This is a genomic window from Alteromonas sp. ABH4_453, assembly GCF_056160665.1.
In genome coordinates this window covers 102,783-125,305 of the sequence record NZ_JBSWXP010000002.1, presented here as the reverse complement: position 1 = coordinate 125,305, position 22,523 = coordinate 102,783, and the positions used below count along the sequence as shown (strand labels likewise).

15 protein-coding genes are annotated in these 22,523 nt (G+C 45.5%); 4 read left to right on the top strand and 11 right to left on the bottom strand.

All coding sequences use genetic code 11. The features are described from left to right. Positions 1 to 4: 4 nt before the first annotated feature. Entirely contained in the window at positions 5 to 544 is a 540-nt protein-coding gene (locus ACXAGV_RS03965; protein WP_474872085.1) for a hypothetical protein, read from the bottom strand. Continuing rightward, positions 537 to 1,241: an SURF1 family protein gene (locus tag ACXAGV_RS03960; RefSeq protein WP_474872083.1), complete on the bottom strand. Its 705-nt coding sequence runs from the start codon at positions 1,239 to 1,241 to the stop codon at positions 537 to 539. The genes ACXAGV_RS03965 and ACXAGV_RS03960 overlap by 8 nt, the downstream gene beginning before the upstream one ends. A 45-nt stretch (positions 1,242 to 1,286) precedes the next feature. Here ACXAGV_RS03960 and ACXAGV_RS03955 point away from each other — a divergent pair, with 45 nt between their 5' ends. Next, complete coding sequence (locus tag ACXAGV_RS03955) at positions 1,287 to 1,496, top strand: DUF2909 domain-containing protein (protein WP_039221374.1); 210 nt, start codon at positions 1,287 to 1,289, stop codon at positions 1,494 to 1,496. 15 nt (positions 1,497 to 1,511) lie between these two features. Here the strand turns inward: ACXAGV_RS03955 and ACXAGV_RS03950 are convergent, their stop codons facing one another. From ACXAGV_RS03950 to ACXAGV_RS03920, 7 genes are all read right to left on the bottom strand, one after another. Beyond that, the gene (locus ACXAGV_RS03950; protein ID WP_014951383.1) at positions 1,512 to 2,405 is read right to left on the bottom strand and encodes a cytochrome c oxidase subunit 3; all 894 of its coding nucleotides are present in this window, start codon (positions 2,403 to 2,405) and stop codon (positions 1,512 to 1,514) included. Positions 2,406 to 2,428: 23 nt separating this feature from the next. Then, the gene (locus tag ACXAGV_RS03945; protein WP_014951384.1) at positions 2,429 to 3,016 is read right to left on the bottom strand and encodes a cytochrome c oxidase assembly protein; all 588 of its coding nucleotides are present in this window, start codon (positions 3,014 to 3,016) and stop codon (positions 2,429 to 2,431) included. Between the two features lie 147 nt (positions 3,017 to 3,163). Then, positions 3,164 to 4,807, bottom strand: a complete 1,644-nt coding sequence (gene ctaD / locus ACXAGV_RS03940) for a cytochrome c oxidase subunit I (protein WP_474872081.1) — start codon at positions 4,805 to 4,807, stop codon at positions 3,164 to 3,166. 9 nt (positions 4,808 to 4,816) lie between these two features. After that, entirely contained in the window at positions 4,817 to 5,980 is a 1,164-nt protein-coding gene (coxB, locus tag ACXAGV_RS03935) for a cytochrome c oxidase subunit II (protein ID WP_474872079.1), read from the bottom strand. A 580-nt stretch (positions 5,981 to 6,560) separates the two neighbouring features. Then, on the bottom strand, positions 6,561 to 7,187 hold the full coding sequence (lexA, locus tag ACXAGV_RS03930) for a transcriptional repressor LexA (RefSeq protein WP_039221362.1): 627 nt from the start codon (positions 7,185 to 7,187) through the stop codon (positions 6,561 to 6,563). 112 nt (positions 7,188 to 7,299) lie between these two features. Beyond that, positions 7,300 to 10,860 (bottom strand): hypothetical protein, encoded by a 3,561-nt coding sequence (locus ACXAGV_RS03925; protein WP_474872077.1) that lies wholly within the window; start codon positions 10,858 to 10,860, stop codon positions 7,300 to 7,302. Positions 10,861 to 11,035: 175 nt separating this feature from the next. Then, entirely contained in the window at positions 11,036 to 13,324 is a 2,289-nt protein-coding gene (locus ACXAGV_RS03920) for a sensor domain-containing diguanylate cyclase (protein WP_474872075.1), read from the bottom strand. Between the two features lie 280 nt (positions 13,325 to 13,604). Between ACXAGV_RS03920 and plsB the strand changes: the two genes are divergently transcribed. After that, complete coding sequence (gene plsB, locus ACXAGV_RS03915) at positions 13,605 to 16,058, top strand: glycerol-3-phosphate 1-O-acyltransferase PlsB (RefSeq protein WP_474872073.1); 2,454 nt, start codon at positions 13,605 to 13,607, stop codon at positions 16,056 to 16,058. A 286-nt stretch (positions 16,059 to 16,344) separates the two neighbouring features. Here plsB and ilvA read toward each other — a convergent pair whose 3' ends face one another. Both ilvA and ilvD read right to left on the bottom strand, forming a co-directional pair. Further along, on the bottom strand, positions 16,345 to 17,892 hold the full coding sequence (gene ilvA / locus ACXAGV_RS03910; protein ID WP_474872071.1) for a threonine ammonia-lyase, biosynthetic: 1,548 nt from the start codon (positions 17,890 to 17,892) through the stop codon (positions 16,345 to 16,347). Continuing rightward, complete coding sequence (ilvD, locus tag ACXAGV_RS03905; protein ID WP_474828992.1) at positions 17,892 to 19,742, bottom strand: dihydroxy-acid dehydratase; 1,851 nt, start codon at positions 19,740 to 19,742, stop codon at positions 17,892 to 17,894. The genes ilvA and ilvD overlap by 1 nt, the downstream gene beginning before the upstream one ends. 428 nt (positions 19,743 to 20,170) lie before the next feature. Here ilvD and ACXAGV_RS03900 point away from each other — a divergent pair, with 428 nt between their 5' ends. Together ACXAGV_RS03900 and ACXAGV_RS03895 are read left to right on the top strand one after the other, a co-directional pair. After that, positions 20,171 to 20,788: a trimeric intracellular cation channel family protein gene (locus ACXAGV_RS03900; protein ID WP_474872069.1), complete on the top strand. Its 618-nt coding sequence runs from the start codon at positions 20,171 to 20,173 to the stop codon at positions 20,786 to 20,788. Between the two features lie 203 nt (positions 20,789 to 20,991). Next, on the top strand, positions 20,992 to 22,506 hold the full coding sequence (locus tag ACXAGV_RS03895; protein ID WP_474872067.1) for a YifB family Mg chelatase-like AAA ATPase: 1,515 nt from the start codon (positions 20,992 to 20,994) through the stop codon (positions 22,504 to 22,506). Positions 22,507 to 22,523: the final 17 nt, after the last annotated feature.

The window sequence follows — 22,523 nt, the reverse complement described above, 5'->3', positions numbered from 1 at the left end:
GCCATTATCCTATACGCGATAATTTAAGAAGCTTTCTCATATCTGCCAGCATGTTGCGGCTTTCCATCACGGCGTCTTTTCTATCGTCTTTAATGTCGTAAAAGAGCATGGCGTTATTTTGCGTATCAACAATATAAACACTGCTAGAGGCAAGCGCGGTTGGTGTAGTAACGGGTAAGGTTTCGACAAAAGGGTAGTCTTTTAGCGCGGCTATCGCAGTTTGGTCGCTTGACGCTGTCGTGACGACTACTGCTTGGGCACGGTCCGATTCTTTACCTAGCGCAAGCCACACTTGGTTAATACTGAAAAGGGCGTTTTCGCACACTGCGTCACATTCACTTGGCATCACATACAATAAACGCCATTTAGGTTCCGCGTTTTCTAAAAGCGCACTCATGTCGATGGTCGGCGCGAGCAGCTGACCTTTATTTGTCGCGCCTTTAGTAAACCAATCGTTATCAAGTGCGAGCTTTGCCAGAACAACAGGTAAAACAAACACGACTACCATAATAATTAATGTTTTTTTCGAAGCAGCATTACTCATAACTACGTCCTTTCTTACTAATTGCAAAGCCGCCAATGGCTGCAGCGGCAATGGCTAAACCAAACCATTGAACTGCATAGCCAAGGTGCTTTTCAGGAGACATTACGACGGCCTGATGTTCGCGAATAAACGCGGGGTCAGGCGTGGTAAGGTGAAGAATAAAGGGTAAAAGTTTGCGCTCTAAGGCATTGCTTAGTGCAGGGAATTCTATATGTTGTACCAGCGCAGGGCTTTGCGACAAAGCCATGTTGGTTTCTTTCACTAAGGGGTTGTTACCCGGCACGCTAAGCACGCCGATTAATTCGCGCGTTTGGCTTGTAAAACTTATATCCGGTAGCGTGCGCGTTAAGTCTGGCGCAGGCACCCAGCCAAAGTTAACCAAGAGCCACCCGACATTGGTATTTACCGGTACGATGACATCGAAACCCACCCGCTGATTGTGAATCTGATTATCTAATAGCAACACATGGTTAGCGTCTATTGCGCCGCTGAAGGATACGGTAATATCCCGAGGATCATCATGAGACAACGCCTCTTCTAAACTCAAGGTTCCATTACTTTGCTTTTGCGCTATGCTAGCTAAGCGTTGTTGCTTTTGGACCATGCGATCAAGTTGCCAGTACCCTAAACCGCACATAATCGCCACACTGACACCCGTGAGTAACCAAGGAATAACGTGGCGAGTGCGAGAAAACATGATTATTTCGCACCATGCAAAATTAGAATAAAAACAGAGGTGAATATGTTGATAAAAATAGTCCTTGTTGCGTTGGTGCTGTACATGATTGTGAATTTGTTCATGGCGATGCGAATCATGATGAAAAATGACACGTCTAAGGGCCCGATGAGTAAGTACATTGGTCGACGCGTGCTCACTTCTGCCGTCATTGTTATTATTATTCTTATCGCTATTGGTACCGGTTTAATTACCCCAAACCCAAGGCCTTACTGAGTTTGGGGATTCCTTTTAAAGTACGTAAACAAAGATGTAGAGCATGACCCACACTACATCTACAAAGTGCCAGTACCAGCTCCCCGCCTGAAACGCGAAGTGGTTTTCAGGCGTGAAATGGCCTTTCAAGACCCTAAAAAACAGTACAATTAGAATGATGGTGCCAAGGGTCACATGCATGCCGTGAAACCCTGTGAGCATAAAGAAGGTGTTGCCGTAAATGCCTGACTGAAGCGTAAGCCCCAAGTCGCGATACGCATGTATGTACTCTTCTACCTGTAGGAACAAGAACCCACATCCAAGTAAGATAGTGATACCCAGCATTAGGGTTAGCTGTTTGCGTTTGTTTTGCTCTAGTCCCACATGAGCGAAGTGCAGTGTAATAGATGAGATAAGCAAGATAACCGTGTTAATTGTGGGCAAACCCGCTGCACTCATTTCCTGTGTGGTAGTGCCGCCTGGCGTTGACACCAGCGGCCACATGGCCTCAAAGGTCGGCCATAAGACTTCATTGGTCATAGCGTTATTCGAAGCGCCACCCAGCCACGGAACGGAAATAAATCTCGCGTAGTAAAGGGCGCCGAAAAACGCAGCGAAAAACATCACCTCTGAAAAGATAAACCAGCTCATACCTTGTCGATATGAACGCCCCAGCTGATCGCTGTAAAGCCCTGCCATAGATTCGTCTATTTGATTTTTAAACCAACCTACAAGCATAACCAGCAATACTGCTATCCCCGCTAAAAGGATATGACCGCCATAGCCTGTTTCACCTTTGGTTGCTTGCACCACATAATTGCCCGCACCTACGGCGATAAGAAATAGAGCAACGGCCCCTACGATGGGCCATGGGCTTTGTGCGGGTACATAATATTTTTGGTATTCGTGATTCTGTACTTCGGGTTGCATTTTCTTCTCCTTACCCCTTCGGCCTATTCGCCATTTGATGGTGTTGAAGCCATAAAGGGATTCGGTGTTGTCGTTAGGTCACTGGCTCGCGCTGTGACGTCATAGAGTGTGTACTGCAAGGTAAAAAACGTAATTTCTTCAGGTAGCTGAGGGTCTACATAAAACTGCATGGGCATATAGGCTTCACTACCCGCATCTAATGGCTGCTGATTGAAGCAGAAGCATTCAGTCTTGTTCAGGTAGAGTGCTGCCGTTCCGGGGGATACAGAGGGAATGGCCTGAGCTACGATATTGCTTGATGCAGGGTTTCTGACATAAAACGACACCGTATTAAGTTCGCCAGGGTGCACTTTCACGCGCTTGGTTTCAGCACGAAACTCCCAGGGCATTCCGGTATTGGTGCGAGTGATAAACTCGACGGTCACTTCTCGCGACTCATCAATCTCAACCGATTGATAAACCGCGGCCGTGCCTTCGGTTTTTCCGTTAATTCCCGTAACGTCGCAAAATACGTCGTACAAGGGAACAAGGGCAAAGCCGAAGCCAAACATGCCAATGACAATAGCAACAAGTTTAATAACCATCTTGTTGTTTGCGCTTTGCTGTGACATCACGTGACCTCCGGGTAAGTCCATAGATGAAGGTTGGTAAACGCTTGTTTAGTCGTTTATCTCCCTCACCACCTGCAATGTGTGAATGTCATTCCCATCGGCTTTTGCCGGTTGAAAGGAATGACCTATTCACAACGCCACCTACCGTTACTTAACGACAGGTGGCGTTTCAAACGTGTGATAAGGAGCGGGTGATGGAATTTCCCATTCCAATCCTTCTGCGCCGTCCCAAACTTGCGCTGATACCGGCTCACCTTGCTTTTTGCATGCCTTGATAAGCAGGGCAAGAAAGATAAGCTGAGATAAACCGAATGCAAAACCACCCAAGCTTATCCATTTATTAAAATCAGCGAACTGCAATGCATAGTCAGGAATACGGCGTGGCATACCAGCCAAACCCACAAAGTGCATAGGGAAGAACAACACATTGACCGATACCAATGAGCACCAGAAATGCCATTTAGCTAAGGTTGTGTCATACATTTTTCCCGTCCATTTAGGCAACCAGTAATACACCGCAGCCATGATGGAAAAGACCGCGCCAGTTACCAATACATAGTGGAAATGGGCAACAACAAAGTAAGTGTCGTGATACTGGAAGTCCACGGGGGTGATCGCCAACATCAACCCTGACAGCCCACCAATGGTGAACAGCACAATAAAGGCAATAGCGAACATCATTGGCATTTCAAAGCTCAGTGAGCCGCGCCACATGGTCGCTACCCAGTTAAACACTTTCACGCCAGTAGGCACCGAGATAAGCATGGTGGCAAACATGAAAAACATTTCCATGTACACCGGCATGCCCGTGGTGAACATATGGTGAGCCCATACAACAAAAGAGAGCAGCGCAATCGACGCCGTGGCGTACACCATAGACGCGTATCCAAACAGCTGCTTTCGAGAGAAGGTAGGAACAATTTGCGAGATAATGCCGAAAGCGGGCAAGATCATAATGTACACTTCAGGGTGCCCGAAGAACCAGAAAATATGCTGGAACATAACCGGGTCGCCGCCACCAGCAGCATCAAAAAAGCTCGTGCCAAAGAACTTATCAGTTAACACCATGGTAACCGCACCGGCGAGCACTGGCATTACCGCAATCAGCAAGAATGCCGTGATAAGCCACGTCCATACAAACAGCGGCATTTTCATCCAGGTCATGCCTGGCGCACGCATATTAAAGATGGTCACAATCACGTTAATCGCACCCATAATGGATGAAATACCCATGATGTGAACAGAGAACACAAACAACGCTGTCGAATCGCCACTGTAAGTCGTTGAAAGGGGCGCGTAGAAAGTCCATCCAAAAGCAGGGCCGCCGCCTTCCATAAAGAGCGAGCTCAGTAGAATGAGAAAGGCACCTGGTAAGATCCAGAAGCTCCAGTTATTCATACGCGGTAACGCCATGTCAGGGGCGCCGATCATCATGGGAATAAGCCAGTTTGCGAGCCCAGTAAAGGCTGGCATTACTGCACCAAATACCATGATAAGCCCGTGTACCGTAGTCATTTGGTTAAAAAAGTTAGGCTCAACTATTTGCAGGCCAGGTTGGAACAATTCAGCGCGGATCACCATGGCCATCGCACCACCAACTAAAAACATAATAAAGGCAAACCACAGGTAAAGTGTGCCTATGTCTTTGTGGTTAGTAGTAAACAACCAACGCGTTATCCCTTTAGGAATATGATCGTGATGTTCATGGTCATCATGTAGGTGACCGTCAATTACTTGATCACTGTGAGGCGCAGAGGTATCTGGCGAAATAACTTCAGTTGCTTTGCTCATTGTCTGCTCCTAATTACCGTTTGCCACAGCGTTGACGTCTTTGGCCTGAACTATGTCGCCAGTATTATTGCCCCACGCATTGCGCTCGTAAGTCACTACCGCTGCAATTTCTTTAAGGCTTAGCATTTTGCTAAACGCCTGCATAGCCGTACCCGACTTACCATGAAGTACAATATCAATGTGACCTTGCTGATCTTCTAACGCCATTTTGCTGCCTTTTAATGCCGGGAACACGCCAGGTAAACCTTCACCATTTGGCATATGGCAAGCTGCGCAGGTAGTGTTGTAAACACGCTCGCCAACTTTCATTAACTCATCCATCGACATATTCATAGAAAGTAGGCGTTGCTCTTCTTCTTTCGCTTTGCGAACAATTTCTTCTTGTTCGCCCATCCATTTATCAAATTCAGCAGGCTCTTTAGCAATCACCACAACCGGCATATAGCCGTGGTCTTTTCCACAAAGCTCTGCGCACTGTCCGCGATAAATACCTGGCTCATTCACCTTGGCCCAAGACTCGTTAATAAAGCCGGGGTTGGCATCTTTTTTCACAGCAAAGTCAGGAACCCACCAAGAGTGAATAACGTCATCTGAAGTAATAAGAAAGCGTACTTTTTTTCCAGTAGGGATAACCAATGGGCGGTCAACTTCCAACAGGTAGTTATCTGTTTTTTGAAACTTGTTCTCTATTTGCTCGCGTTGAGTAGCAAGCAGAGAATAAAACTCTACGTCGCTGTCCATATACTTGTAGTGCCACTTCCACTGTGAGCCTGTTACTAGCACAGTCATGTCTGGCTCAGATGTGTCTTCCATCGCAATCAATGTATTCGCTGCAGGCACAGCCATAAAAATAAGAATAAGAAAGGGGATAACGGTCCAAGCAATTTCAACTTTCACGTTCTCATGAAAATTTGCTGGCTTCGCGCCACGCGACTTTCTGTGCAGATACATCGAGGCAAACATAACCCCAAACACTACAACAGCAATGCCAACGCATATAAAAAACATCAGCATGTGGAGGTCGTAAACCTGGCCACTGATGTCGGTGGCACCGCGTCTTAAATTAAGTGAAGAAGCCTCTTCACTGACTTCTTGGGCAAGAAGCAAAGGAGAAAAAAGCAAAAACGGTATTGTTGAACACCATTTTGCGAAAACGGTCGTTAGTTGTTTCACTCAGCACCTCCGTAATAGCAAGACCAAGAACGCTGATTATTTTGCGCGATGCCCTACCAAATGGTTTGCGAACGATTGACCCATCACCTCAACTTGTAAAACAAATTCAGAGCCATTGTTATTATTTTGTTAACCTCTGTCTAAGAATTGCGCAATAATGTCGTGCCGTCTAGTCTTTTCTGTTAAAAATTTAACGAAGCGTTCAATTTTTAACCATTCCCGTGGCAGCCTTACGTTACATATTGGATGGAAAAAGAAATGAGCATGTATTAAGCGAGAATAAAATCAAACGTACATTTTGAACAACACAAAGGTTCTACGAGCAATCATTTGATCATAAAATCAACAACTAATAGGTTGTTAATATTTATTTTCAAACAAACTTTAGAATAATGAATGCATATTCAGTAGTTCATTCACAGGCAAAATACGCGTAATACACTTTCTGATAGTCATGGTTGGGTTCGTTTTTTAAAGGCGGGCTTAGTCACCCTAACTCCAGAAAACTGGTAGAAATAAAGCAATAAAAGGCATAAAAAAAGCGGCTAGTGCGCCGCTTTTCGTTGAAGGTGTTAAAACCTTACATCCAGTCCGCGTTTCTTATAACGCCTACTGCAATCCCCTCAATAGCAAAAGGTTCGTTGGCTAGGTCTACTCGAATAGGTGCGAATTCTTCGTTTTCGGCATGAAGTAATACTTCACGACCACGTTTCTCTAAACGCTTTACCGTAACATCTTCGTCTACACGTGCCACAACGACCTGGCCATTGTGAACATCGGTGGTGCGATGCACAGCAAGAAGATCGCCATCTAGAATACCGATGTCTTTCATACTCATGCCGTTAACACGCAGTAAAAAGTCTGCTTGAGGTTGAAACAGTGCAGGGTCTACCTTGTAGTGTGATTCTACGTGCTCTTGCGCCAAAATTGGCTCACCCGCCGCCACACGACCAATGAGAGGTAGGCCTTCTTCTTCAGGTACGTCATTTTCGAGAGGAATATTGAGTTTAATACCCCGAGAGGTACCCGGCAGAATTTCTATCACGCCTTTACGCGCCAAGGCTTTCAAATGTTCTTCTGCTGCGTTGGCAGAACGAAAACCAAGTTGACGAGCGATTTCCGCACGCGTAGGCGGCATCCCCGTTTCTTGCATGGTGGTTTTGATAAGTTCTAAAACTTCGGTTTGTCGAGCTGTGAGTGGGCGCATAAAAGACCTGTCTGTTCATACAGTTCCTGTAAGTATATACACCTAAAACTAAATAACAAGCACTTGCCGCGTCTTTTGCTATAAGCAATAGACAGCGACAAGTGTATTACCCTTATTTCACAAGAAGGGCCATGTTCGGATTACCTATTTGAAGCTCTACTTTGCCGGCATTGTTCTTTCGGGTACGCATACCATCGACATGATTAATGCCAATGGAAGGGCTAAGCCAAATGACATGTCCATTGCTATCTATTTCAGTGACTCGGTAAGCAACGTTGTCATAATATCCATACGATGAGTCATATTCTTCAGCTTGGTAAATGCCAAGTATTGATTGATTAGACGATGTCGTTGGAATGACGGCTATATTTTGAAGATCGAATGTAGGCGTTATGGCGTCTTTAAGTACTAAGGCGTCATTTGTTACGTCATAAATATTTATTCTATTGTAGTTTCTATCTAAGCATGCAAACTCAGAGGCGTCGTCGCCATCAGCATTAATTCTTATCAATTGACTACAAGAAACATCTAGTTCATTCAGTCCGACAAACTCGCCATCTTGCATTGTATAGAGCTTTAATGATTCATAGCCACTAACAGCAAAAAAGTGTTCGCCATTATTGGTGAGCTCAGCGACAGCATCTATTGAAAACTCATTGATGACAGAGTCAATGAGCACTTGGTTCTCAATATCGAATGCTTTGAGTCGATTGTTTTCAACAATGACCGCATCAACAAAATTATCGTCATTCACGTCTACAGCTTCGATGAGTGAGACTTGGCTGTTTTGATTTTGGCTCAGCGACCACTGAATTGAGTTATCTGACAACTTAACTACGTTGAATGATGTATTGCTATTCAAAGCTCCTGTGAATAATTCACCCACGCCATCATTGTTATAGTCAGTAACAACGGGTCTGCTATAGTCAAAAACATCGTCGCCAAGTTCGTCGCTAAGGGTAATCTCATTCTCCGTGTTAACTGACAGCACCTGAATTGATGTGTAGTAGTTAGTTGTCTCACTAACAAAGACAGCTCTTTCATCATTATCACCAAAAGGGGCCCAGCCGGCAGCAAAGTAATTAGAAGAGTGTGCTTCCGCTCGTATATCTGATAATACGTAGTCGCCCTCAGCATCTTGCTGTGCAACCTGAATTTCGCTGTCGCCAGTCCAGATTATTTCGTTTCGGCTATCGTTATTCAGGTCGCCGATTAAAAGCGACATACCGCTATACGTATTGTGAATAACACTCCACTGTTCCGAAATTTGACCACCTTCAAGCGCGAAAGCTTTCACCTCTCCCCACTGGCACTCAGAAATTACAAGCATTCCTTCATTGGTCTGGTCATCTTTGCTATAGCTCAAATCGCAGATATCGTTATGCTCAGCTGTCGCCAAATTACTTTTCGACACCGCAGAGTAGACTGAAATATTCTCCCAACGGTCGGCACCAATGATTTCATCGACACCGTCGTTGTTCATGTCTCCGACAGCGACGTAAGCGTCGCTAAACCCATTGCCATAAAGCCATTGATTGGCGCCGCTATTAATATCGAATACGTAGCCATTGTTAGTCACCAACTCGATAGACGCGTCGTCGTCTACATTACCAAAAGAAATGGTTGATACACCATCGACATCGAACTGCTGCAACTTTTCACCAGTTGTCACATTATGAATGGAGATAGACGTCGCACCGTAATAATAATCGCCGTGAAGGTATGCAATTTCTTCTATACCGTCGCTATTAATATCGTAAAGCCATCCTGACGTTATTTTATCCTCTGCTACAAATACAGTCTCCGCGTTGTCGTTCCGATCTTTAATAACTGACAACCCTTGTTCAGTAAGGATATAAATTTCATCATTGCTATCACCGTCAGCATCTTGGGTATAAACGCCTTTAATTTCTCCTCTTGTAGGTAATTTGTAAGGGTACACATAGGTATTTTCTAGTTTATTTCCGTTTAACGAGAAGGCGCCCACGTTTCGGTGATTGACCGATATGAGTTCATTCACACCCTTGATTGAGGCAATCGCAAAACCTCTATTATAAATCGGTGTTATTGAAGTTGTGCGGGCAAACGCCGGCGCTTTATCTGCATAAGCAGTTATTTCTACGGTTTGTAAGCTCTCTTCGCCATCCAGACTCGCAAAGCTAAAAATATAGGTTTGCGCATTAAACAGTTGACTGTCGGGCACCTGCCACGTTAGTAAGCCGTCGTCGTTTAAGGTAACTCCTGTAGGTGCAGCGACAAGCTGGCCTGCAACATCACTATTAATTTGATCGGGGTCGGTCATACTTACCGTGAACTCGACGTAACCACCGGCAGTTACCGATTCAGGCATATTGGAGACGACAAGTGTCATTGGAGAGTCACTGATAGTGATAAACACGGGTTGTGATTCAACGATGTTAACACCGTCAGACACTACCATAGTTACTTTCAGTTCATCGCCGAATACCGCGTTATATGCAGGCAGAGTGCTACCGCTAACCCCCTCTAGAACAACGTTATTAATGTACCAGCGGTAGGATACTGACAAGTCAGATTCAGGCGTATCAGAGTCGTAATAATACCCCTCATCAACGGTTATATCGTCAGACGTGTAAACAGGGTCATAAGCATAATAATAGGGTTCACCAGCAACGGGAGGCGCTGAAATAGTTTCTATATCGGATAGAACGATATTCGCGGTATTACTACTTGCAAATGTCTCGATACTGCTGAAAAACACGCCAACATCATAGGTGTCATCCCCGTTCGTATCTTCACCATAGCGAACCGCACCTTGCATAATATCAATGCCAGCGGTTCTATTGCCTTTAACTACAAGAGAACCTTGGTAAGCATAAGGTAGCCCTCCTTCCTCTGAGAAGTAAGAAAAATCAAGCTTACCTTTTGAGCCAATATGCAACGTCCCCTCGAACTCAGAGGAGTACCCCACCCCATTAAAGCCATCAAAAGCAGTTCCATTTATTTTATAGGCTTCACCGTTAAAGGTAGCGGTCATGTACTGAATGAGTTCTTCGTTGTAGTACCCCGTGCGTGGGTCGTAACTTATTTCAGCTTTCATTAACCCTTTTAGCGTTGCACGTTGACTACCTCTCCCTATCGAAAGGCTCGTAAAATAGGATGTTGCCTCAAAATTGTCGTCATCTGATTTCGTAATAGCAACTGAAAATTGACCATCGTGATACGCGTTCAGATAATAGTGTAGACATTGATCATAATCGACGATTATGGTTCCAAGACCTGTGTCTAAATCAAGTTTTCCAGAGTACTTAATTGAGCCGCTATCTGAACATTGTGTAACGCCATCAATGTTGCCGTTAGCATCGACAAGTTCAGAAACTTCAAATATGTCAAGATAAGGTGAACTGGCAAGATCTTCGCCAAAAAGCGCAATATATACGTTTTGCACAGCGCTAATGTCTGCGATTGCAACGTTTGTTTCACCCGTATAGCTATTATCAGCATAACGCTTAGCTGCGGTGTCTAGCTGTGCTATAGAGTAGTCTAAGGGGTTCGATAAAATTTCTAATGCAGTCGGCTCTGGAGGCGGTGCTGGTGTTGGGTTAGTCGGAGAACCTGAACTCCCTCCACCACCACAGGCTGTGAGAGCTAGAATAGAAAATAGGCCACAAAAACCCAAGCGCGAAGTGTTCATACATCGTCCCTGATTTGTAAGGCATGGTGGCCTAACATCAGCCAAAAGTACGAAACACGCCTAATTTGTTTACAACAATAAAATATTCGGTTTTTATAACTTATCTTCGTTTGCCTGGCAATATCTCTGTTGCTTGATACACAACTCGCTAGCGTTTATCGACAAACAGCGACGGTCAATCGTCCCCCCAGACTACGCGATTTCGGCCTTGTTCTTTTGCCTTATAAAGGGATTTGTCAGCCGTTGATAACAGGGCGCTAAAGTCTGCGCCGTAGGTACTATCGACAAAAGTGGCTCCTATGCTGATGGTAAGGTTTATTTTATCGGTTTTATAGTTAACCACACTTTCTTCAACGGCTATTCGAAGCGCCTCTAGTTGCGTGTTAATTTCTTTTTTATTTTCCCCCAACATCACGATTGCGAACTCTTCACCGCCAAGACGGGCAACGACATTCGGTGAACCGTTTTGCTTGGATATTTTTCGAGCAACATTAATAAGCGCCTGGTCACCAGCGTCATGACCGTACGTGTCATTTACGCTTTTAAAATGGTCGATATCAACAATGGCAACACACGCGCTGTGATGCAACTTTGAAAACGCGACACACTCGTTAATGAATGCTCTTCGGTTATACAAACCCGTTAGTGAGTCAGTCATAGCTAATTGCCGCAGCTTTTCTTCAGCGACAGCGCGTGCATCTTCTAATTCTACTGCATAGAAAAGACCGGCTAATGCATCTAAAAGAGGCTGTAGAAATTTGGCATCTTCTGTAGAGTAGGGTTCAAACTTATTGGCCAAACCAATCATACCCACGACTCTGTCTTTGACTTTGATAGGTAAACCTAAAAAGCGGCTAATTCGCGGATGCCCTTGGGGAACACCTTTAGATTTCGGATGACTCCCAGAAGTATTACTTATCGTAATTTCTCCCGTTAAAATAGTGGTACCGAAGAGGTTATCAAAACTGCTGAAGTATAAATTTCGCTTTTTATACTCGTTATATTGTGTGAAGCTGCTGGTGTCCCATACGATTTCGGAAATGGCATGGATAAACAGCCTCGATGCATCGCCTTCATTTTTCATTTGCCCTACGAAAGCAAATTGACTGTCCGAAATGTCAATGAGTTCGGGCAATACTGTTTGACAGGCCATGGTTAAATCGTTGTTTTGAAGGTATGAAGCCCGGGTCTTATTAATAAATTGCAGGAGCTGAGTTTTCTTTCGCTCGTGAAGTTCACTTTCCATTCGTTGGGTAATGTCACGATGAATTCCGGCAACCCGAGTGGGTTTACCCATAATGTCAGATTCTACAGTTTTTCCATAGCTTTCGACCCAAACCCATGAGCCGTTAGTATGCTTCATGCGAAACGTAGTATTGAAAACCTTGCTCTTTCCAGCAATATGTTCGTGTAACTGCTTTTCTACTTTCACATAATCCGCAGGATGAATAAGCTGTCTGAAAAAGCGCGAGCTGGTGTCATAGTATTCATATTCAAGACCGACAATATCACACCAGCGTTTGTTCACTTGATTTACATCAGCGGTCAAATTCCAATCCCACGTACCTAACTCAGAGGCTTCCAATAGTAGCCGCATACGCTGGTTTGTTTTGTTGAGCTTGTCTTCCACATATTTTTGGTCGCTTGTGTCAAATAGAAATGCCTGAACGGAATACAACATACCGTCTTCACGAAAACTAGCCGTAGAGATCATACTTACCCAAATGGTACGTGTGGGCGTGGCAATTTGAAGACGACAGGTATGTGTCTCCACGCCCTCCATATGGGCCTGCATGGCAAACGTAAAGTCTCCCTCAGCATCTTGTGTTAAAACATCGCCAAGCTCGACTGCACCGCTCAGTAAATCTTGGGACGATATGCCCAAAACGCGCTCGCTATTTTTTGATATATGAACCAGTTTGAGCGACGTAGTATTTCGCCACGTTGCCAGAACAATGGGGGACTTTTCTATTAGCCCATGCTCACGCTTGAGTGCTTCGTGTTCTTTTGAAAGAGAAATATGCTGACTAACAAGCGTGCCAATTCGATCTAGAACTTCTAGATATTTCTTGTCAATTTCTCTTGGAACGGTATCAATAAGACAGACAGCACCAATAATCTCATCATTAATTTCAATGGGCGTGCCTGCATAAAAGCAGATGTGCGGCTCACCCGTCACTAGTGGGTTCTCTTTAAATCTTGGGTCTTCTTGGGCATTGCTTACAACGACTTGTTGACGCTTTTGCACGACATGGCTACAAAAAGCATGTTCCCTACTCACCTTGGAAAGTGAAGTCCCATACCGCGCTTTAAATACCTCTTCAGAATCACCAACAATGCCAATTAGCGCAATGGGCACTTTGTATGCTGCAGCTAACACCACCATAAGGTCGTTGAGATCTAATGGCACGTCGTCATTGAGCATAAAATCATCAATTGTCTTCAGGCGGTTTTGATCATCCACTACATCTTGCTCTTATTCATTAACCTTTATAAAAGTAGTAACAATCAAAGCTTATAGCAATTTAAATACTGCTAATGTTGCATTGCTAAAAGGGCCAGAGAGCCTTACCCTAAGTGACGCTACGAAAAATATAAAAACACAGACGCTTTTGAACTTCTTGAACTTACAGCTAGGTACGGAGTCTGTAAAACAAGCAAATCAATAACATTGGCTCATCGCGAGATTGCGATGCGATTGTGTTACACTTCACTCGTTTTTATTTCATAGGATTACATAATTCATGTCGTGGATGCGAAAAGCCCTTCTGTCGGTGTTTCATTATCCTGTTAAGTTACTGGTCAAAGCTCACAGTATTCCAGTTAACGTTGAAACCGAATTAGGAATAGATAAAAGCAAACCTATCGTTTATCTACTTCCCAACAACTCAGTGACAGATCAGCTTGCACTGAGAATGTCGACAAAAGCGCTAGGTTTACCTAGTCCTACAGATACGCTCACATTGGCAGGGCGAGAATATTCGTCGACGTTGTTCTTACGTAAAACCCAGCCTATTTTTCGCTCATCAGCCAAAGATACCGGGATTGAAGAGGTTTTCACTGACCTTTTTCATTTGCATAGAGATCATGAAAATTTAGATTTACAGGTTGTTCCTGTATATGTCACGTGGGGTCGAGCCCCTGGGCGCGGGAACCCAGGCTTAAGCGATTTGATTACGGAGGCAGCAGCACCAAGTTGGCTTCGCAAATTGTTCATCGTGCTATTTTTAGGCCGTGATAACTTCATTAACTATTCTAAAGCAGTATCAGCACGTGCAATGTCTAACCAACACGGCAGCGATCAAAGTATTGCTCACAAACTCGTGCGAGTAGCAAGTACTCACTTTCAGCGAAAGCGTCAAAGCATGACTGGCCCAACGCTGCTAGAGCGCCAAGAACTGAATAACAGTGTGTTAGGTTCAGATGCAGTGCGTCGTGCCATTGCTGAAGAGTCGCGAAGCAAAAAAGTGACTCATGAAAAAGCAAAGGAAACTGCACAGAGCTATATTACCGAGATTGCTGCAGATTACCGTGAAGGACTTATCCGGTTTGGTGACAGACTGCTCACACGCATTTGGAACAAGATTTACAACGGTATTAGCGTAGGCCATGCAGAGCGCATACGTGAGCTGGCCGCTAACGGCCACGAAATTATTTATGTTCCTTGCCACCGCAGCCACATGGATTATCTGTTATTAACTTACGTGATTTATCACGAGGGTATGGTAACGCCTCACATTGCAGCGGGTATCAACCTTAACTTTTGGCCTGTTGGCAAAATGTTTCGCCGAGGAGGCGCTTTCTTCCTTCGCCGGAGTTTTGCTGGCAACAAGCTTTACACGGCTGTGTTCAGAGAATATTTAGAGCTGCTGTTTAACAAAGGTTACTCTGTTAAATACTACCCTGAGGGTGGACGCAGCCGCACCGGTCGCTTGATCCCACCGAAAACTGGTATGTTAGCCATGACTATTCAAGCCATGCTTAAAGGCGTTAACCGCCCTGTAAGCATTGTTCCTGTCTACATTGGCTATGAAAACGTAATGGAAGTGAAGAGCTATTTGAACGAACTTAAAGGCTCTAAGAAGAAAAAAGAATCTAACCTTCAGGTGTTCTCTGCCATTCGTAAACTTAAAAATTACGGACACGGTTATGTAAACTTTGGTGAGCCTATTGCGCTTAATCAGTTTCTTGAGAGTCATGTGCCGAATTGGCGAGATTGCCGCGACGCCGAACCTGAGAAAAAGCCAGCTTGGTTAACGCCTGCCGTTAATGAGTTGGCTAACAACGTCATGACCCGCATCAACCGTGCAGCAGCATTAAACGGTATGGCGCTAGCCTCGTTATGTCTATTATCTTCTAAAAGACAAACCATGAGCGAAGCCGAACTAAAACAAGCCATGGGCGATTTCATGGACTTGTTTAAAGCCGTGCCGTTCAGTGATGATGCCACCATTCCAGATTCGTCGGCGGAAGAACTACTACGCGATACGCTCAAGTTAGGTCGCTTCGATATCAACGAAGATGATTACGGGCGCTTGATCAGTCCACAGCCAAAATCTGCGGTGTACTTGACCTATTACCGCAACAACATTTTGCACTTATTCGCAATCCCAGGTCTTATCATGGCCTCTATCTTCGCGAAGAAAGGCACCACGAAGAACAGTATTTTTCAGCTTATTGCTGCACTTTATCCATTGCTGCAAAAAGAGCTGTTCTTGCACCTTACCCAAGATGAAGCGCTTGCGCACACTGACGCACTGATCACAGCGATGCTCGACAACGGGCTATTACGCCAAAAAGATGGCGAGCTTTTACCGCCAGACGCGCACTGCAAAGAGTTCCATTCATCATGGCTATTAAGCCGTTGTATGCAGGAAACATTACAGCGTTATGCCGTGGTATTAACTATTTTAGATAAAGAAAAAATAATTAGCCGCAGTGCATTAGAACGAGAAAGCAAACAAGTCGCCGAGCGTTTATCAGCGCTTTACGGCCTTAGCTCTCCTGAATTTTACGATAAGAACGTACTGTCTAGCTTTATCGGCGCACTAAAAGATAACCATTGGTTAGATTCAGAAAAAGACGGCAGCTTAAAATACTCGGAAGAGTGTGAAGCGTTGCGCGCTGATGTTATGGACTTAATATGGCCTGAGATGATTCAGCATTTGGAAAATGTTGCACTTAACACGGCAAATTAACTTTGTAAGCGACAAGGACTATCGCTTTGTTAAAAGCGTAAAAAAACCCATGCATTCGCATGGGTTTTTTATTAGCCATCTATCTAACTAAATAGTGTCTCTCGCTGTCTATAGCGCGATAGGCGCCGAGACAGTACCTCTTAAATTGAGGTTAAATTAGCGAGGCTGTAATAGTGCCGCTTTGTATCGCTCCTCGGTAAACCTGCGCTTAACGTGAAGCAATACAAAGCGAAAAAAGGTTTAAAACGAGTTAAGTTGCGCTTTTGATTGCATAGCCGACAAAACGTTACGCTGGTTGCGACAGAAAAAAGCGATACGCAGGGTTATCTGTTACCTCTTCGACCTTATAGCCTAATTCAGCTACATGCTGATTAAAGTCATCCCGGCTTTCTGGCGCAATGTCAAAACCAGCCAATACCAAGCCTTCCGCAGCACCGTGGTTACGATAGTGGAATAAAGTAATATTCCACTGCTCGCCCAATGTGTTTAAGAAGTTCAGCAGTGCACCCGGGCGCTCCGGAAACTCAAAGCTAAATACTTGCTCGTTGAGTATAGTTGGCGGCCGACCACCAACCATGTGACGAACATGGAGCTTCGCTAACTCGTTATCCGTTAAGTTAACGCAGTCATACCCCTTGCTTTCAAGGTCGCTTTGCAGTGCAGCGAATTCTTGCTGCCCGCCTTTAAGCTTAACCCCAACAAAAATATGTGCTTCGCTCTCACTGGCATAGCGATAGTTAAATTCGGTGATCGCTTTTGCCCCAACGCACTCGCAAAACTGTTTAAACGCACCTTTGGTTTCGGGAATTTTAACCGCAAAGACGGCTTCTTTCTGCTCGCCTAACTCACAGCGTTCAGACACGTAGCGCAAGGTATGAAAGTTAATGTTTGCACCACATAAAATACCGCCCAGTTTTTTACCTTTAAGGTCGTGCTGCTTTGCGTATTTACGAATTGCCGCCACCGACAATGCGCCCGCAGGCTCAGCAATAACACGGGTGTCATCGAAGATATCTTTTATAGCCCCGCAGATTTCATCATTGCTAACCGTAATGGTTTCGTCGACTAAACGATTACACAGGCGGAAGGTCTCTTGCCCCATTACTTTAACAGCCACACCATCGGCAAAAATGCCGACGCTTTCAAGCTCTGTTGGCGCGCCTTGCGCTTTTGCTTTAATAAAACAGGCCGACTCTTCTGACTCTACTGCAATAATTTTTATACTTGGCTTTAATTGCTTTAGGTAAACCGCAATACCCGCGGCTAAGCCACCGCCGCCAACAGCTATAAACAAAATATCAAGGTTGGGGTTTTGCTCTAGCAGCTCTCGCGCAACTGTACCTTGTCCTGCAATAACATCAGGGTCGTCAAAAGGCGGTACAAAAGTATAGCCATGGGTTTCGCACAAAGCTTTGGCGTGGTTACTGGCTTGGTCAAAGCTGGTGCCATGCAATACTACATTTACGTTATCACCACCGAAGCGACGTACTGCATCTACCTTGATATCAGGCGTGGTCTCAGGCATTACAATAGTCGCTTGAATGCCTTTCATCTTTGCGCTGTATGCTAAGCCTTGCGCATGATTACCTGCCGATGCACCAATTACACCGGCTCGTAGCTGTTCATCGCTTAGCGAGCAAATGCGATTGTAGGCACCGCGCAGTTTAAAGCTTTTAACCGGCTGCTGATCTTCTCGTTTTAGAAAAATTTCATTGCCAAGCTCAGCCGAAAGCAACGACATATAAGACAACTCACTCGCCACCGCCACATCGTAAACCGGGGCAAGCAAAATCTTCTTTAAGTACTCGTGATCGCTAACGTGTGTTGATGTCATTACAAATTTTCCAGCTTACTGACATCGCGTACTGCACCCTTATCGGCACTGGTTGCTAACGCCGCAAAGGTTTTAAGTGACGTAGAAACTTCGCGTACACGATCTTTCGGTTTCCAAGGCTTATCGCTTGCTTCCATTTTTGCACGGCGCTCGGCAAGTGCTTCATCAGAAATAACAATGTTGATGCTTCTATTAGGGATATCTATTTCAATTTTATCCCCATCTTCTACTAGTCCAATACCGCCACCGCTGGCGGCCTCTGGTGAACAGTGTCCGATAGACAAGCCACTTGTACCGCCACTAAAACGCCCGTCTGTTACCAAGGCGCAGTGTTTGCCTAGGCCTTTCGATTTCAAATACGACGTTGGATACAGCATTTCCTGCATACCTGGCCCACCGCGAGGGCCTTCATAGCGAATAAAGACCACATCACCGGCTTTTACTTCATCGCCCAAGATACCTGCCACCGCGTCGTCTTGGCTTTCGTAAATACGGGCAGTGCCATTGAATTTAAGAATAGACTCATCCACACCAGCGGTTTTAACAATGCAGCCATCTTCTGCTAAGTTGCCATAAAGCACCGCTAGGCCGCCTTCTTGGCTAAACGCATTCTCGATGGAGCGGATGCAGCCGTTTTCGCGGTCATCATCGGCCTCGTCCCAGCGACAATCTTGGCTAAAGGCTTTAGTAGTACGAATACCCGCAGGGCCCGCACGATAGAAAGTAATTGCGTCTTTATTCTCTGGGTTAGTGATATCCCACTCGCTGATTACGTCGGTAAGCGGTTTACCTAAAACATGGTCAACATCGGTGTTAAGCAAGCCCGCTTTATTAAGTTCGTTTAAGATACCTAGAACGCCACCGGCTCGGTGTACGTCTTCCATGTGGTATTTAGGTGTAGAAGGTGCCACTTTGCATAAGTGAGGCACTTTGCGAGACAGGCGGTCAATATCATCCATAGTGAAAGGCACTTCACCTTCCATTGCTGCTGCTAGCAGATGCAAAATGGTATTAGTCGAGCCTCCCATCGCAATGTCTAAGCTCATGGCATTTTCAAACGCTTTAAAGTTGGCAATGTTACGTGGCAATACGCTTTCATCATCATCGCCATAATAACGTTTACAAAGCTCAACAATTTGCTTGCCTGCTTGCTTAAACAAGCCTTCACGGTCGGCGTGCGTGGCTAGCATAGAGCCATTGCCCGGCAGTGATAGACCTAACGCTTCGGTTAGACAGTTCATGGAGTTTGCAGTGAACATCCCCGAACACGAACCACAAGTAGGGCAGGCAGAGCGCTCAATTTCATCGGTATCAGCATCGCTAACTTTGTCGTCAGCCGCCGCGACCATGGCATCAACCAAGTCTAGTTTAATAAGCTGGTCTGAAAGCTTGGTTTTACCCGCTTCCATTGGGCCGCCAGACACAAAAATTACCGGTACGTTCAAGCGCATAGACGCCATTAGCATTCCCGGGGTGATCTTGTCGCAGTTAGAAATACATACGATGGCATCGGCGCAATGTGCGTTCACCATGTATTCCACTGCATCAGCAATGATTTCTCGAGATGGCAAGCTATACAGCATGCCGCTGTGGCCCATTGCTATACCGTCATCTACCGCTATGGTATTGAATTCTTTGGCGACACCACCCGCTTCTTCCACGCTGCGCGCTACTAGCTGACCAAGGTCTTTGAGGTGAACATGCCCAGGTACAAACTGCGTAAATGAGTTAGCAATAGCAATAATAGGCTTGCCGAAATCAGAATCTTTCATTCCGGTTGCACGCCATAGCGCACGAGCGCCGGCCATATTTCTACCTTGTGTGGTAGTTGCAGAACGTAACTTGGGCATAAATCCTTCCCGTTAATTTTAGGTGCTAGGGTTTAATGCTAGACCTTATATGTGAAACTTAAAAACAGTGGTAAACCAGTGATGCTTTGGCTTGTTTTCCAATACACACTGTTTTACTCAAAATTGCATGTCATACTGATGATGTATTAAATCATCTTAGGTCGTTCAAGCGAAGGGCGACAAAGCCTTACTGCTTACAGATCAGTAGCGCTTTGTTTTATATGATATCTTTGACTTACAATGCCGTATTCCTTTGGCATTATATAAATGAAATGTTGTTCGTTAGGGGCTATGGCTTTACCCCTAAACGCAATGCGCGCTAAGCCGCGAATTGGTAGTGGGCAAAGAAATAGCATGAAACACACAGTTTGATCAAGTTTTTGCGGTAGAAATAGCGAGTTTTTAAGAGTAGTAGAAGGGTAATAAGCATGTTCGATTGGTTTCACTGGTTAAACCTGGCAGGCGTTGCCGTATGTGCAATTTCAGGCACCCTTATGGCTTATCAAAAACGCATGGATGGATTTGGCGTGGTGGTCCTCGCCAGTGCTACCGCCATTGGCGGCGGAACACTTCGTGATGTGATGCTAGATGTGCCCGTGTTTTGGATTGCCGATACCGATTACTTATATACCACGCTTATTGCCGCTTTTATTCCCATTATCTGGCTACGAGTAAGCCCACGCTTCCCGTTTCACTATTTATTAATTGCCGATGCTTTTGGGCTGGCGCTATTTAACGTGGTTGGCATAGAGAAAGCCCTAGCCAACGACACTGGCATGGCAGTGGCAGTTGCTATGGGCACCATTACTGGCGTATTTGGCGGCTTGCTACGAGACGTTATTTGTCGAGAAGTACCTCTGGTACTAAACGGCGAGCTTTACGCAATGACTTGTATTGCTGGTGGCCTGGTTTATGGAATAGGCATGCAATTGGAACTCGCTACACAGTGGTGCGGTATTGCAGCCCTTGCAACCACCGTACTGTTTAGACTTGGCGCCATGCGCTGGCATTGGCAACTACCTGTATTCTATAACGACCATCACTAACGCCAATCACATGTTATATGGGCAGGGCTGTTACATGCCAAGCTTTTCGTGCGCTATTCGTAATTCCCATCGTTAGTACAGTTACATCTTAACTTCACTCTCACTAGAGTTTAAGTCTAGTGCGTTGGCTATTTGGCCGCGCCAATGCTTTCAGGTTTCAATTAAGCGAACAATAAGCGTGTAGAAGAGAGAGTGTTCACAATATGGGAATGGCTGTTGTTAAAACCTTTGCAGGTCAGGGCGTGTCGGCACCAGAGGTAAGTGTGGAAATTCACTTGGCTAATGGCCTACCTGCGTTTCAACTGGTCGGCATGGCAGAAACCAGCGTTAAAGAAGCGCGAGAGCGGGTACGCAGCGCCCTCATTAACAGTGGTTTTGAGTTTCCCGCAAAACGAATAACCGTTAATTTAGCGCCGGCAGATATTCCCAAGTTTGGCGGGCGGTTCGACCTTCCCATTGCCGTAGGTATTTTAGCCGCGTCGGGCTACATATCAGACATTAGCCTACTTAATATTGCCTTTGTGGGCGAGCTCGCATTAAACGGTGAAATAAAACCGGTTAACGGGCTAATACCTGTAGTCATGGCAGCCGCGAATGAAGACATTGCCCTAGTTTATCCCGGAGATAACGACGTTGAGGCCGCATTGGTTACCCACGCTACACGCTTTCCCGCCTTTGACCTTCTATCTGTTTATGAACATCTTACCGGCAACAAAAAACTCGCCAAAGGCCAGCCCTTTTCTTCGCGAGTAACTAATAAAACTCCTTCAGGGTGGGATGACATTATCGGTCAAGAGCAAGCCAAACGAGCCCTGATTATTGCGGCAAGTGGTTCGCATAATTTACTTATGGTAGGGCCTCCAGGCACAGGTAAAAGCTTGCTCGCTAGTCGTATGTTATCGCTATTACCCGATATGAGCGAAGAAGAGGCCTTGGAAGTCGCTGCCATTCACTCAGTAAAAGGCGAAAAGCTACATGCAGAACGATTTCTAACACGCCACTTACGCTCGCCCCACCATACCAGCTCTGCTGTAGCGCTAACTGGCGGTGGCTCCAACCCTGTGCCAGGTGAAATATCACTGGCCCACAATGGTATTTTGTTTTTAGACGAACTGCCTGAGTTTGGGCGAAAAGCACTGGATGTATTGCGCGAACCACTTGAAACCGGCGACGTGCATTTGTCTCGCGCGTCAGGAAGTGCGACATACCCTGCTAACTTTCAGTTAGTCGCGGCGATGAACCCAAGCCCGACAGGAGATATTGACGATAACCGGTTAACGCCACAGCAGCAGCTCAACTACTTAAACCGCTTGTCTGGCCCGCTCCTTGATAGAATAGATATACAAGTCGAGGTACCTCGACTGCCAGACTACGATCTGCCAGAACCTGCCAATCAGCCTGACGACTCATTACACGCAACGCGAGACAGAGTTATTGCCGCACGCCACAAACAAGGGCTACGACAAGGTAAACCCAATGGTGCACTACACGCAGGTGAATTAGCCGATATATGCTTACTTGATGACGCGGATTTACAGTTTCTACAGGCCGCTGCCAAACAGCTTAATTTATCTATGCGTGTATTTCACCGTACGCTAAAAGTGGCTAGAACCATTGCCGATCTTGAAGAAGAAGACGCCGTATCGCGGGCGCACATTGCCGAAGCGCTGGGCTATCGTGCTCTGGATAATCTTATAAAACAGCTTAGTGCCAGCTAAGGGAGTTAAAAACTCGA